Source organism: Caldimonas caldifontis, from assembly GCF_002930615.1.
Lineage (GTDB): Bacteria > Pseudomonadota > Gammaproteobacteria > Burkholderiales > Burkholderiaceae_C > Caldimonas > Caldimonas caldifontis.
Genome location: NZ_PSNX01000015.1, coordinates 1 through 13,309, shown reverse-complemented (window position 1 = coordinate 13,309; position 13,309 = coordinate 1). Strand labels below are relative to the sequence as shown.

Genomic DNA, 13,309 nt, shown 5'->3' with positions numbered 1-13,309 from the left:
GACGATGGACGCCTTCGTCTACACCGCCCAGCCCGCCCGTGTCATCTTTGGCGCCGGCTCGCTGCAGCATCTCGAGCGCGAGATCGGCCTGCTGGGTGCGCAGCGGGCGCTGGTGCTGTGCACGCCCGAGCAGCGCGCCACGGCCGAGGCGGTGGCGCAGCGGCTGGGTGAGCGTGCGGCCGGCATCTTCGACCGGGCCGTGATGCACGTGCCCCTCGAGACCGCCCGCGAGGCCCGCGAGGTGGCACGCGCCCTGGGGGCGGACTGTGCCGTGGCCGTCGGTGGAGGCTCCACCACGGGCCTGGGCAAGGCCATCGCCCTCGATTCGGGCCTGCCCATCCTGGCCATTCCCACCACCTACGCCGGCAGCGAGATGACGCCCATCTACGGGCTCACCGAAGGTGGCGTGAAGAAGACGGGCAGGGATACGCGCGTGCTGCCGCGCACGGTGATCTACGACCCCAAGCTCACGCTCAGCCTGCCGGTGGGCTTGTCCATCACCAGCGCGATGAATGCGATGGCGCACGCGGCCGAAGGCCTGTATGCCGTCGACGGCAACCCCATCATGAGCCTGATGGCCGAGGAGGGCATCCGCGCCCTGGGCACAGCGATCCCGGCCCTGCATGCGAACGGGCGCGACATCGAGGCCCGCGGCCAGGCGCTCTATGGGGCCTGGCTGTGCGGCACCGTGCTGGGCCATGTCGGCATGGCCTTGCACCACAAGCTCTGCCACACGCTGGGTGGCAGCTTCAACCTGCCGCATGCCGAGGTGCACACGGTCGTGCTGCCGCACGCGCTGGCCTACAACGCCGAGGCTGCCCCCCAGGCCATGGCCCGCATCGCGCGTGCGCTGGGCGCGCAGAGCGCTCCGGCAGCGGTCTTCGACCTGGCGCAGCGTCATGGTGCGCCGGTGGCCCTGCGCGACCTTGGCCTGGCGGCCACCGACCTCGACCGCGCGGCCGACATCGCCTGCGCCAATCCCTATCACAACCCGCGCCCGCTGGAGCGCGGCCCCCTGCGCGAGCTGCTCCAGCGCGCCTACGAAGGGACCCGTCCGAGCTAGTACCAGAACCCAACCAGGAGACAACGATGAGCATCAACCGACGTCATTTCGTGCAGGCCACCGCGGCGGGCGCCGCGGCGATCTCGTGGCCGGTGCTGGCCCAGAGCCGCAGCATCAAGCTGGGCTTCGTGTCACCCCAGACCGGGCCGCTGGCGCCCTTCGGCGAGGCCGACCGCTGGGTCATCGCCGGCATCACCGAGGCCTTCAAGGGCGGGCTGGACGTGGGCAGCGGGCGCCGTCTCAACGTGCAGGTGGTGGTCAAGGACAGCCAGTCCAACCCCAACCGCGCCGGCGAGGTGGCCAACGACCTCATCCTCAAGGACCGTGTGGACCTGATGCTGGTGTCGTCCACGCCCGAGACCACCAACCCGGTGAGCGACGCCTGCGAGCTCAACGAGGTGCCCTGCATCTCCACGGTCGCCCCCTGGCAGCCCTGGTTCTTCGGCCGCAAAGGCGATCCGGCCAAGGGCTTCAACTGGACCTATCACTTCTTCTGGGGCCTGGAGGACGTGATCGCCGTCTTCACAAACCTGTGGAACTCGGTGCCCACCAACAAAAAGGTCGGTGGCCTCTTCCCCAACGATGGCGACGGCAATGCCTGGGGCGATCCCAAGCTGGGCTTTCCGCCGGTGCTGTCCAAGATGGGCTACACGCTCACCGACCCGGGCCGCTACCAGAACCTCACCCAGACCTTCGCCTCGCACATCGCCGCCTTCAAGCGCGACAACACCGAGATCATCACCGGCGTGGTCATCCCGCCCGACATGAAGACCTTCCTCACGCAGGCGCGCCAGCAGGCACTGCGGCCCAAAGTCATCTCGGTGGGCAAGGCGCTGCTCTTCCCGGGCGCCGTCGAGGCCCTGGGCGAACTGGGCGACGGCCTGTCCACCGAGGTGTGGTGGACACCGTCACATCCCTACAAGTCCTCGATCAACGGCCTGAGCGCCAGGCAGGTGGCCGACAGGTACGAGGCCGACACGAAAAAGCAGTGGACCCAGCCCATCGGCTTCTCGCATGCGCTCTTCGAGGTGGCGGTGGACGTGCTCAAGCGCACCCAGGACCCCAGCAAGCGCGAGTCGCTGCGCGCCGCGCTGGCAGCCACCAACGTCAACACCCTGGTGGGCCCAGTGAAGTTCGGCGGGCAGGGGCCGTTCAAGAACGTGTCCAAGACGCCGCTGGTCGGCGGGCAGTGGGTCAAGGGCCGTTCGACGCCCTATGAGCTGGTGGTGGTCAACAACGAGACCGCCAAGGACATCCCCGTGGGCGGGCAGCTCAAGCTGATGAGCTGAAGGGACGGCCATGGCCTTGCTCGCTCTGCATGCGGTGTCCAAGTCCTACGGGGCGCTCAAGGTCACCGATGTCGTGTCGCTGTCGGTGAGCGAGGGCGAAACCCTGGGCATCCTGGGCCCCAACGGCGCGGGCAAGACCACGCTGTTCAACCTGATCAGCGGCGACGTGCGGCCCGACGCCGGCCGCATCGAGTTCCAGGGCCGTGACATGACGGCCCTGGCGCCCCACCAGCGCTGCCGGCTCGGCATCGGCCGCAGCTACCAGGTGCCCCAGCCCTTCGGCGCGATGACGGTGTTCGAGAACTGCGTCACCGCCGCCAGCTTCGGCGCCGGGCTGCCTGAGCACGAGGCCTACGAGGTGGCGGTGGACGTGCTGGCCCGCACCGGCCTCAAGGCCCAGGCCAACCAGCTGGCCGGCGGGCTCACCCTGCTCAACCGCAAGCGCCTGGAGCTGGCCCGGGCGCTGTGCACGCGCCCGAAGCTGCTGCTGCTCGACGAGATCGCCGGCGGCCTGACGGAACACGAGGCGCGCCAGCTCGTGGACGAGCTGAAGATGCTCAAGGCCGGCGGTGTGACCATGGTGTGGATCGAACACGTGGTGCATGCCCTGCTGGCGATCGCCGACCGGCTGGTGGTGATCAACTTCGGCGCCAAGCTGGCCGAAGGCAAACCCCGCGCCGTGATGGCCGACCCGGAGGTGCAACGGGTCTACATGGGCATGGAGCCGGAGGCCGTGGCATGAGCGCTCCCTTGCTGCAAACCCACGGGCTGAAGAGCTGGTATGGCGACTTCCAGGCGCTGTACGGCATCGACTTCGAGGTGCGCGAGGGTGAGATGGTCGCCATCATCGGGGCCAACGGGGCCGGGAAGTCCACCTTCCTGAAGACCCTCACCGGGCTGCTCAAGGCGCCGGCCGAGGCTGTGCGTTTCGAAGGCCGTGCCATCGGCGGCCTGCCCCCGGGCGAGATCGCCCGCTCCGGCATCGCGATGGTGCCCGAAGGGCGGCGGCTCTTTCCCAGCCTCACGGTGGAGGAGAACCTGCTGATGGGGGCGAACACGCGTCGCCACGGGCCGTGGTCGCTGGAGCGGGTGTTCTCGCTCTTCCCCATCCTGAAGGAGCGCCGCCACCACGGCGGCACCGAACTTTCGGGCGGCCAGCAGCAGATGGTGGCGATCGGCCGCGCGCTGATGAGCAACCCGCGCCTGCTGCTGTGCGACGAGCTGTCGCTCGGCCTTGCGCCCATCGTGATTCGCGAGATCTATGCGGCCCTGCCGCGCATCTGCGCCGAAGGCCTCACCGCGGTGATCGTCGAGCAGGACGTGGGCATGGCCCAGCAGGCCTCGCAGCGGCTGTACTGCTTCCAGGAGGGGCGGGTGTCGCTGAGCGCCGCCTCGGACGCCGTCACGCGCGACCAGATCTCCCAAGCCTATTTCGGACTCTGACGCCATGTGGTCCTGGATCGACACCCTTGTGCAAGGCCTGCTGCTCGGCGGCCTCTATGGCCTGTTCGCGCTGGGCCAGGCGCTGATCTTCGGCGTCATGCGCCTGACCAACACGGCGCACGGCGACTTCATCGTGCTGGGCGCCTTCATGGCCTTTCTGGTCACCACGGGCCTGGGGATCAACCCCTTCATCGCCGGCGCGCTGCTGCTGCCGCTGGCCTTCGGCTTCGGCTATGCGCTGCAACGTTTCCCGCTCAACGGCACGCTCGGCAAGGACCCGCTGCCCTCGCTGGTGGTCACCTTCGGCCTGGCCATCGTGATCCAGAACGCGCTGCAGCAGGGTTTCACGGCCGACCCCCGTTCCATCGACTCGATGGGCCTGAACATCCAGGGGGTGGCGCTGACCGAGCAGTTGAGCATCGGCGTGCTGCCCCTGCTCATCTTCGTGCTGGCGCTGGCCTGCACCGCAGGCCTGCAGTGGATGTCTCAGCGCACCGCGCTGGGCCGGGCGTTCCGGGCGGTGTCGGACGACCGCGAGGTGGCGCAGCTCATGGGCCTGCGCGCGAGCCATGTGTACGCGATGGCCACCGGCATCGCCTTCGTGCTGATCGCGCTGGCCGGCACCCTGCAGGGCATGCGCACCACGGTGTCTCCCAGCGATGGGCCGGCCCTGCTGCTGTTTGCCTTCGAGGCCGTGATCATCGGTGGCATGGGCTCCTTCTGGGGCACCTTTGCCGGTGCGCTGATCCTGGGCGTGACCCAGTCCATCGGCTTTCGCTTCAACCCCGGCTGGGGCATCTGGTTCGGACACCTGGTCTTCCTGGCCGTGCTGGTGTGGCGACCCCAGGGCCTCTTCCCCAAGACGAAAGGCTGAGCCACGATGTCTGCCGTGACGTCTCCCTTGCCTGCTTCCCAGCCTCAGGGCCTGCCGCTGTGGCAGGTCGAGCGCCAGACGCGCGCGAGTCGCCTGGCTGGGGTGATTGCCATCGCGCTCGTGGTGCTGGCGGCGTCCATGCCCTTCTGGGCCGATGCCGCCTGGATGCGCGAGTTCGTCGAGATCGGCTGCTACTTCATCTTCGCCGCCATGTGGAACCTGCTGGCCGGCTATGGCGGCATGGTGTCCATCGGCCAGCAGGCCTTCTTCGGCGTGGGCGGATACGTGATGCTGGCGCTGGGCAACTTCGTCGGCGTCAACCCCTTCGTGGCCGTGCCGCTCGCGGCGGTGGCGGCCGGCCTGCTGGCCTGGCCGCTGTCCAGGCTCGCCTTCCGGCTGCAGGGCGGCTACTTCGCCATCGGCACCTGGGTGATCGCCGAGGTGCTGCGCCTGACGGTGGCCAACATCTCGGCCGTGGGCGGCGGCTCGGGCACCAGCCTCACGGCCCTGGCCGGCATCGCCCGCAGCACGCGCGAGGCGGTCACCTTCTGGATGGCGCTGGCGGCGGTGGTGGCGGCCATCGCCCTGGTCTATGGCTTCCTGCGGTCCCGCCAGGGTCTGGCGCTGATGGCCTTGCGCGACTCCGAGGTGGCCAGCGAGTCGCAGGGCATCGACGTCAAGCGCACCAAGCTGTGGGTCTATATCGTGGCCGCCTTCGGCGCCGGGCTGGCCGGGGCGCTGTACTTCGTGGGCAACCTGCGCATCTCGCCCGATGCGGCCTTCAGCGTGAACTGGACGGCCTTCGCCATCTTCATGGTGGTGATCGGCGGCATCGGTACCATCGAAGGCCCCATCCTCGGGGCATTGATCTTCTGGGCGCTCAACCGCTGGTTCAGCGACTACGGCGCCTGGTACCTCATCGGCCTGGGCACGCTGGCCATCTTTGTCACCGTCTTCTTCAAGCAGGGACTGTGGGGCTACGCCCAGCAACGATGGGGGTGGAGCCTCTTTCCCACGCGCCGGCGCCTGGTCCTGGGCACACCGCCAGCCTCACCCGATTGAGAATCACCATGCGCAACATCGACGAACACACCATCACCCCGGCCATCCTGGCGCAACTGCAGCGATGCGACAACCCGCGGCTGCAGGTGCTGCTGTCCGCCCTGGTGCAGCACCTGCACGACTTCATGCGCGAGGTGAAGCTCACGGAAGACGAACTGATGGAGGGCATCCGGTTCCTGACGGCCACCGGGCACAAGTGCGACGACCGCCGCCAGGAGTTCATCCTGCTGTCCGACGTGCTGGGCCTGTCGATGCTGGCCGTCGCCCAGAACCAGAAGAAGGCGCCGGGGGCCACCGAGTCCACCGTCTTCGGCCCCTTCCATGTGGCCGATGCGCCGCGCTTCAACAACGGCGACGACATGGCGGCCGGCGCGCCGGGCGAGCCGCTGTACGTGAACTGCACGGTTACCGGGCTCGACGGCGAGCCGGTGGCCGACGCCAAGGTGGATGTCTGGCAGGCCGATGACGAGGGCCAGTACGACGTGCAGTACGCCGACCTGCCCCACCCGCGCGCCCGCGGTGTCTTCCGCACCGATGCCCAGGGCCGTTTCTGGTTCCGCTCCATCCTGCCGGCGGCCTATCCCATCCCCACCGACGGGCCGGTCGGCCGCCTGCTGGTGGCCACCGGGCGCCATCCCTGGCGGCCGGCCCATGTGCACTTCATGGTCGAGGCCCCGGGCTACGAGCCCCTCATCACCCACGTGTTCCGCGACTGCGATCCCTATCTGGATTCGGACGTGGTGTTCGGGGTGCGGTCCTCGCTGATGGCCCCCTTTGCGCGCCACGAGCCCGGCCCCACGCCGGACGGTGGGCGCAGCGACCAGCCCTTCCACACCCTGAACTTCGACTTCCGCCTGCAGCCCCGGGCTTCCTGAGGCCTGTGCCCCGGCCCGACCTGGGGGTCCGATGGCCCCTCAGGCGTCGGCCAGCGGCACGTCGCGCCCGTCCGGCGCCTGCAGCGCCATCAGGCCGATCACCTGTTCGAGCAGGCCATTGAGCTGGGCCAGGGCCGAAGGGTCCAGGCGTTCCAGCGCATCAGGCAGAATGCCGGCCACTGGTTGCGGGGCGGCCTTGGCGATGCGTGCGCCCGCTTCGCTCAGGAAGAGGCTGACCACACGCTGGTCGCGCTGGTCGCGTCGGCGTTCCACCAGGCCCTTGCGATCCAGCGACTCGACGAGGTTGCTGGCGGTGGCCTGCTGGATGCCCAGCGCCTGGGCGAGCTGGGTCACGCGGATCCCCGGCTGGGCCTGGATGGTCACCAGGCACCACAATTGGGAGCCGCTGACCCCGGTGGCTTCTTGCACATGCTGAAAATGCTGCTTGATCGATCGGACGATCATGCGAAAGCTGCGCAGGGCGCGCAGCACGTCCACAGGCAGGGTCGGTGTGTCGGCAGGGTGGGAGACCATGGGGGCCGCTCGGGGATAGCTCAGGGGTCCAGGCCGTTGTGTGGCATGGTCCCCCCATAACGCACGACCCCGCAGCGGGTTGACGCACCACGGCCGGCGGGTGGCCGCCGCGATCACACGAACAAGAAAGGGAAATGCGCGATGCTCGATTCCATCCTTGGCACCCTGGGCATCAGCCTGTCGGGATCCGGCGGGCTTTTGTGGGGCTCGCTGGTCATCATCGTGGGCGCCCTGGTGGGCGAGGCGGTGTTCCGCTGGGTGGGCCTGCCCCGTATCGTGGGCTACGCCCTGGCGGGCATGGGCGTGGGCCTGGCGGGCTACGGCATGGCGGCCGGAGGGCTGTCGCCCTCGCTGCGCGTCATCGTCGACCTCGCCCTGGGCCTGCTGCTCTTCGAGCTGGGCTCGCGGGTGTATCTGCGCTGGCTGCGCACCAACCCCTTCCTGCTCGTCACGAGCCTGGCCGAGTCGCTGCTGACCTTCGTGGCTGTGTATCTCGTGATGCGCTGGGCGGGCCTGGACGCCCCGGCCGCCGTCGCACTGGCCGTGCTGGCCGTGCCCACCTCGGCGGCCGTGATTTCCCGTGTGGCGTCCGAATTCGGGGCGGCCGGACAGGTCACCGAGCGGGTGTCGATGATGACGGCGCTCAACACCCTCTACGCCGTGTTCGCCAGCAAGCTGCTGCTGGCCTGGCTCGACCTGGACACCGGCCAGAACCCGGTGCAGGCCATCGTCCAGCCGCTGTATGTGGTGGCCGGTTCGGTGCTGGTGGCTGGCCTGCTGGGCTATGCCGTGGCGCGGGTGGCCCGAGGGCTCGACCTGCGCAACGAGAACTCCACCTTGCTGCTGCTGGGCCTCATCACGCTGGCGCTGGCCGTCACGCAGGTGCTCAACCTGTCCACGCTGCTTGTGCCGCTGATGGCCGGCCTGTGGCTGCGCAACACCACCGAGCGGCCGTGGGTGTGGCCGCGCCATTTCGGGACCGCCGGCGGTGTCCTGGTGCTGCTGCTGTTCGTCATCGTGAGCACCTCGTGGTCGATCGCCGCCCTGGCGGCCGGGGCCGGCCTGGCCATCCTCGCGATGGCGGTGCGGCTGGCCGCCAAGGCCGGGGCCGTGCTCACCCTGGGCTGGTTCAGCGGGCAGTCGATCCGCCAGGGCCTGGGCCTGAGCCTGGCGCTCACGCCGATGTCGGCCACGGCCCTGGTGCTCTTCGCCGACCTGCAGGTCTCGCACGCCCCCTTTGCCGCGCAGATTGCCCCCATCGCCCTGAGTGCCGTGGCGCTGATGGAGCTGCTGGGGGCCCTGGCCGTGCTGGCGGCCCTGCGCGGCGCCCGTGAGATCACCCCCCAGCGCGGGGCCTGAGCCCCCACCCGAGGACCCCCATGAGCCTGGAAACCTTCTCCACCTCCGAACCGCTGACCCTGGGCGTCGAGCTCGAACTGGCCATCGTCAACCGCCACGACTACGACCTGTCTCCCAGCTCGGCCGACCTGCTGCGGCTGATGGCCAAGCGCAAGATCCCCGGCGATGTGAAACCCGAGATGACCGACAGCATGATCGAGCTGTCCACGGGCATCTGCCGCAACCATGCCGACGCCCTGGGGCAGCTCACCGAGATCCGTGATGCCCTGGTCGAGTGTGCCCACAAGCTCAACGTGGGCCTGTGCGGCGGCGGCACCCATCCCTTCCAGGACTGGAGCGAGCGGCGCATCTTCAACACCCCGCGCTTTCACATGCTCTCCGAGCTGTACGGCTACCTCTCCAAGCAGTTCACCATCTTCGGCCAGCACGTGCACGTGGGCTGTCCGGGGCCCGACGACGCCCTGGTGCTGCTGCATGGCCTGTCGCGCTTCATCCCGCACTTCATCGCGATATCGGCGTCCAGTCCCTACGTGCAGGGCACCGACACCGGCTTCCACTCGGCACGGCTGAACTCGGTGTTCGCCTTTCCGCTGTCGGGCCGGGCACCGTTTTGCACCACCTGGGACGATTTCGGCGTCTTCTTCGAGAAGATGACGCGCACCGGCGTCGTCCAGAGCATGAAGGACTTCTACTGGGACATCCGCCCCAAGCCCGAGTTCGGCACCATCGAGGTCCGCGTGCTCGACACGCCGCTCACCATCGAAAAGGCCGCGGCCCTGGCGGCGTACATCCAGTGTGTCTCGCGCTGGCTGACGGTGGAAAAGCCCTTCGAGCTGGCCGAGGACGACTACCTCGTCTACACCTTCAACCGCTTCCAGGCCTGCCGCTTCGGTCCCGAAGGCACCTTCGTCGATCCCAAGACCGGCGAGCACCGTTCCCTGCGCGAAGACATCCTGGCCACGCTGGCCCGGCTGGAGTCCCACGCCATCGAACTGAAAGCCGAGGCGGCCCTGGACTACCTGCGCCTTGAACTGGAGCGCCACGGCAATGACGCCACCTGGGCGCGCCAGGTCCACGCCAAGGAGCACCTGCTGCCTGAACTCGTGCGCCAGCAATGCCAGCGCTGGAGCGGAGAGCTGCAGATCGATTGAGTTGGTAACTTAACTACATAAACTACAGGAAAAAGAGAGAAAATCGAGGGTTAATCCCAAGATTGACCTTGTAGTTTTACTTCAATAGCATCGCCCTCGCTGTGTCTGGAGGGCGAGCGTCCCGGCTTCGCCCGTCGTAGCCCCTCCTGACACCTGATCACAGGAGACGACGATGACGAACGGGAAACGAGTGGACTGGCGGCGCTTCGGCACGGCCCTGGCCTTGGCTGCAACGCTGGGCCTGCTGGCGGCTTGCGGCGGCGGCGGAGGTGGCGACAACGACCCGGGCCCCGGGGCCGGCGCGGTGCCGGCCGGTACGCTGCGAGTCCATTACCAGCGCAGCGCGGGCGACTATGACGGCTGGGGGGTTTACGCCTGGAGCGGCCCGGCCACCCCTTCGACCGGATGGCCGGGCGCTCCGCGCTTTGAGTTCACCCAGACAAGCGGCTTTGGTCGCTATGTGGACATTCCCGTCAACGCATCGGCCGGCCGCATGGATTTCCTGCTGAACCGGCCCACCAGCGCCAGCGATGCCGAGAAGGACCAGGACTGCGATCGCGTGGCCACCTTTGCCGCCGATATCGCCACCGCAGGCCAGCAGATCTGGCTCAAGCAGGGCGACTGCACGACTTACACCAGCGCTGAGGCCGCCAGCGGCCTGAACATCGGCAATGCCCGCGCGATGTGGTTGTCCACCTCGCGACTGGTCTGGCCCGGTTTGCCCGCGGGCGGCACGCTGCGGCTCTACCACGCCGCCCAGGGCGGCATCACCGCCAACGCCAACGGCATCCAGGGGGCGGATGGCTTCCACGAGCTGAGCAGCACCACCCTGGAAACCGCCTTGCGCGAACGCTTCCGGCATCTGGCCACCGCCCCCGCCTTCGCATTGCCGAGCGCCGCGCAGGCCGACGTGAAGCAACTGCTCAAGGGGCAGCTGGTCGTCGCCCGTGTCTCTCAAGGGCGGGTGACCCATGCCACGCAGTTGCAGATCCAAGGGGTGCTGGATGACGTCTACGCCGCCGAGGCGGTGTCTGAGACCCTGGGCGTGAGCTTCGACGGTGAGGGCCGGCCGGTCTTCCGCCTGTGGGCGCCCACCGCACGCTCGGTCGAGCTGGCCATCGGCAGCGAACCGCTGCGCGCAATGACCGAGGACACCCGCACCGGCGTGTGGCACTACACCGGGGATGCCGCCTGGGTGAACAACGCCTACTACACCTACCGCGTGCAGGTCTATTCGCGCCAGGATGGCGGCGTGGTCACGAACACCGTGACCGACCCCTACGCGCTCACCCTCAATGCCAACAGCCAGGCCGCCATGGTGGCGCGCCTGTCCGATGCCGCCTTCAAGCCGGCCGGCTGGGACGCGCATGCCATTCCCGCGCTGGACGCGCCGGCCGACAGCGTGATCTACGAACTGCACGTGCGCGACTTCTCGGTGAACGATCCGACCGTGCCCGCGGCGCACCGTGGCAAGTACACGGCCTTCGCCCAGGCCGACACCGACGGCGTGCGGCACCTGCAGGCCCTGGCCTCGGCCGGCCTCACCCACGTGCACCTGTTGCCCACCTACGACCTGGCCACCATCCCCGAGACCGGCTGCGTGACCCCCAATGTCGTCTCGGCCGGCCCCACCAGCGAGGTCCCGCAGGCCACGATCGCCGCCACCAAGGACGAAGACTGCTTCAACTGGGGCTATGACCCGCGCCACTACGGCGCCCCCGAGGGCAGCTATGCCACCGATGCCGCCGACGGCGCGGTGCGCGTGCGCGAGTTCCGCGAGATGGTGCAGGCGCTGCACGGCAACGGCCTGCGCGTGGTGCTCGATGTGGTCTACAACCACACCAGCGGCAGCTTCCTCGACCGCATCGTGCCGGGCTACTACTACCGCCAGAACGGCGACGGGTTCATCGAGCGCTCGACCTGCTGCGACAACACCGCGCCCGAGTACGCGATGATGGAAAAGCTCATGACCGACACCCTGAAGACCTGGGCGGTCGAATACAAGGTCGATGGCTTCCGCTTCGACATCATGGGCCACATTCCGCTGTCGGCCATGCAGGCCGCCCGCGCGGCCGTGGACGCTGCCGCCGGCCGCGAGCTGCTCTACTACGGCGAAGCCTGGAACTTCGGCGAGGTGGAGAACGACCGCCAGTTCATCCAGGCCCGCCAGGCCAACCTGCGCGGTACCGGCATCGGCTCCTTCAGCGATCGCATCCGTGATGCCATCCGCGGTGGCGGCCCCTTCGACTCGGGCGACGACGTGATCCGACGCCAGGGCTTCGTCAGCGGGCGCTGCTACGACAACAATGCCCTCAATGCCGGTGCCTGCACCACGGCCCAGCGCAACGACCTGCGATACATGCAGAACCTCATCCGCCTGGGGATGGCCGGCAGCGTCCACGATTTCATGCTCAACGGGCAGCTGGCATCAGCCTACGACTACGGCGGCCAGCCCGCCGGTTACACCGCCGACCCGCAGGAGGTCATCAACTATGCCGGCGTGCACGACGGCGAGACGCTCTTCGACATCAACCAGTTCAAGCTGCCCACCACGACCACGGCGGCCGAGCGGGCGCGGGCCCAGGTGGTGGCGCTCGGCACGGTGCTCATGGGGCAGGGCATCCCCTTCCTGCATGCGGGCGACGAGTTGCTGCGCACCAAGAGCCTGGACCGCGACAGCTACAACGCGGGTGACTGGTTCAACCGCATCGACTGGTCGGCCACGACCAACTACTTCGGCACCATGGGCCTGCCCTCGGCCGAAAAGAACGAGGCCGAGTGGGACCGCATGCGCCCCATCCTGAGCAACGCCAACATCCCGCCGACGTCGGCCCACATCCGCGCCACCCGCGATGCCGTGCTCGACCTGCTGCGCGTGCGCTCCGACACGACCATGCTGCGCCTGCGCAGCGGGGCCGACGTGCGCGATTGCGTGAGCTTCCCGGATGCCGCCGACCAGCGTGACGGCCTCATCGTGATGCGCGTCACCGGGCGCAAGGCCAACAACAGCCTGTGCGGCGACGGTCGCTACGCGAACCTGGTGGTGCTCATCAACGCCGCGCCCAACGCCCAGACCTATGCGGTGGGTGCCCTGACCGGCCGCAGCCTGGTCCTGCACCCCGTGCTGGCCAGCGGCAGCGACACCCGGGTCCAGGGTGCGACCTTCACCGCCGGCACCGGCACCTTCACCGTGCCCGGCCGCAGTGTGGCCGTGTTCGTGGAGGCCACGCCCTGACGTCCCGGCCTTGAGGCCCCGACCCTCCTCGTGACCGCCGGGCCCTTGGGACCCGGCTTGAGCGCCCGCCTGGGAGACCGGTGGGCGCATTTTTTTGGTTCTTGCTCTGAGCCACTCCGGCGCCGGTAACAATGCGCTTCAAGAGGCAACCTTCTGTAAAACCCGTTCACCACCTCCTTCCCTCGAGGGACATCCCCTGGGCATACTCCCGCCGCTCCATCCGTGACCACGAGCGGGCTCACCCGCCAGCATCCAGGGAGGATGAATGGACGTGTCCCTTGACGAAGCGGCGCAGGCATCGCTGCGCCAGCTCTTTGGTGTGTCCTTTGGCGTGTCGATCAGCCAGGCACACCGCCTGCTGCGACTGCAATGTGATGCACTGGACGGGGCGTCGCGGGCGGGCCTGATTCCGCAGCGGGTCGTG

At 68.6% G+C, this 13,309-nt stretch carries 11 protein-coding genes; 10 read left to right on the top strand and 1 reads right to left on the bottom strand.

All coding sequences use genetic code 11. The features are described 5' to 3' along the window. Nucleotides 1-4: 4 nt before the first annotated feature. The 7 genes from C1704_RS14640 to C1704_RS14610 are packed head-to-tail and all read left to right on the top strand — an operon-like array spanning nucleotide 5 to nucleotide 6,606. A complete protein-coding gene (locus tag C1704_RS14640) occupies nucleotides 5-1,063 on the top strand; it encodes a maleylacetate reductase (RefSeq protein ID WP_104303486.1) in 1,059 nt (352 codons plus the stop codon). 26 nt (nucleotides 1,064-1,089) lie between these two features. Next, nucleotides 1,090-2,352 (top strand): ABC transporter substrate-binding protein, encoded by a 1,263-nt coding sequence (locus tag C1704_RS14635; RefSeq protein ID WP_104303485.1) that lies wholly within the window; start codon nucleotides 1,090-1,092, stop codon nucleotides 2,350-2,352. A gap of 10 nt (nucleotides 2,353-2,362) precedes the next feature. Beyond that, nucleotides 2,363-3,094, top strand: a complete 732-nt coding sequence (locus tag C1704_RS14630) for an ABC transporter ATP-binding protein (RefSeq protein WP_104303484.1) — start codon at nucleotides 2,363-2,365, stop codon at nucleotides 3,092-3,094. After that, nucleotides 3,091-3,795 carry an ABC transporter ATP-binding protein gene (locus C1704_RS14625; RefSeq protein WP_104303483.1) on the top strand — a complete coding sequence of 235 codons (705 nt, stop codon included), beginning with the start codon at nucleotides 3,091-3,093 and terminating at the stop codon, nucleotides 3,793-3,795. The genes C1704_RS14630 and C1704_RS14625 overlap by 4 nt, the downstream gene beginning before the upstream one ends. Nucleotides 3,796-3,799: 4 nt before the next feature. Beyond that, nucleotides 3,800-4,669, top strand: coding sequence for a branched-chain amino acid ABC transporter permease (locus C1704_RS14620; protein WP_104303482.1), 870 nt, complete (start codon nucleotides 3,800-3,802; stop codon nucleotides 4,667-4,669). 15 nt (nucleotides 4,670-4,684) lie between these two features. Further along, nucleotides 4,685-5,731 (top strand): branched-chain amino acid ABC transporter permease, encoded by a 1,047-nt coding sequence (locus C1704_RS14615; RefSeq protein WP_245876506.1) that lies wholly within the window; start codon nucleotides 4,685-4,687, stop codon nucleotides 5,729-5,731. Nucleotides 5,732-5,739: 8 nt separating this feature from the next. Continuing rightward, nucleotides 5,740-6,606, top strand: coding sequence for an intradiol ring-cleavage dioxygenase (locus tag C1704_RS14610; RefSeq protein ID WP_104303480.1), 867 nt, complete (start codon nucleotides 5,740-5,742; stop codon nucleotides 6,604-6,606). Between the two features lie 39 nt (nucleotides 6,607-6,645). Here the strand turns inward: C1704_RS14610 and C1704_RS14605 are convergent, their stop codons facing one another. Beyond that, nucleotides 6,646-7,140, bottom strand: a complete 495-nt coding sequence (locus C1704_RS14605) for a MarR family winged helix-turn-helix transcriptional regulator (protein ID WP_104303479.1) — start codon at nucleotides 7,138-7,140, stop codon at nucleotides 6,646-6,648. A 141-nt stretch (nucleotides 7,141-7,281) separates the two neighbouring features. Here C1704_RS14605 and C1704_RS14600 point away from each other — a divergent pair, with 141 nt between their 5' ends. The 3 genes from C1704_RS14600 (at nucleotide 7,282) to C1704_RS14590 (ending at nucleotide 12,885) form a co-directional block, all read left to right on the top strand. Continuing rightward, nucleotides 7,282-8,499 carry a cation:proton antiporter domain-containing protein gene (locus C1704_RS14600; protein WP_104303478.1) on the top strand — a complete coding sequence of 406 codons (1,218 nt, stop codon included), beginning with the start codon at nucleotides 7,282-7,284 and terminating at the stop codon, nucleotides 8,497-8,499. A 20-nt stretch (nucleotides 8,500-8,519) separates the two neighbouring features. Further along, a complete protein-coding gene (locus C1704_RS14595) occupies nucleotides 8,520-9,650 on the top strand; it encodes a YbdK family carboxylate-amine ligase (protein ID WP_104303477.1) in 1,131 nt (376 codons plus the stop codon). Between the two features lie 172 nt (nucleotides 9,651-9,822). Beyond that, nucleotides 9,823-12,885, top strand: a complete 3,063-nt coding sequence (locus tag C1704_RS14590) for an alpha-1,6-glucosidase domain-containing protein (protein WP_104303476.1) — start codon at nucleotides 9,823-9,825, stop codon at nucleotides 12,883-12,885. Nucleotides 12,886-13,309 lie beyond the last annotated feature (424 nt).

Bases quoted from the DNA above. Each gene is read 5' to 3' on its own strand.
- C1704_RS14640 (WP_104303486.1), top strand. From the start codon at position 5: ATGGACGCCTTCGTCTACACCGCCCAGCCCGCCCGTGTCATCTTTGGC.
- C1704_RS14635 (WP_104303485.1), top strand. From the start codon at position 1,090: ATGAGCATCAACCGACGTCATTTCGTGCAGGCCACCGCGGCGGGCGCC.
- C1704_RS14630 (WP_104303484.1), top strand. From the start codon at position 2,363: ATGGCCTTGCTCGCTCTGCATGCGGTGTCCAAGTCCTACGGGGCGCTC.
- C1704_RS14625 (WP_104303483.1), top strand. From the start codon at position 3,091: ATGAGCGCTCCCTTGCTGCAAACCCACGGGCTGAAGAGCTGGTATGGC.
- C1704_RS14620 (WP_104303482.1), top strand. From the start codon at position 3,800: ATGTGGTCCTGGATCGACACCCTTGTGCAAGGCCTGCTGCTCGGCGGC.
- C1704_RS14610 (WP_104303480.1), top strand. From the start codon at position 5,740: ATGCGCAACATCGACGAACACACCATCACCCCGGCCATCCTGGCGCAA.
- C1704_RS14605 (WP_104303479.1), bottom strand. From the start codon at position 7,140: ATGGTCTCCCACCCTGCCGACACACCGACCCTGCCTGTGGACGTGCTG.
- C1704_RS14600 (WP_104303478.1), top strand. From the start codon at position 7,282: ATGCTCGATTCCATCCTTGGCACCCTGGGCATCAGCCTGTCGGGATCC.
- C1704_RS14595 (WP_104303477.1), top strand. From the start codon at position 8,520: ATGAGCCTGGAAACCTTCTCCACCTCCGAACCGCTGACCCTGGGCGTC.
- C1704_RS14590 (WP_104303476.1), top strand. From the start codon at position 9,823: ATGACGAACGGGAAACGAGTGGACTGGCGGCGCTTCGGCACGGCCCTG.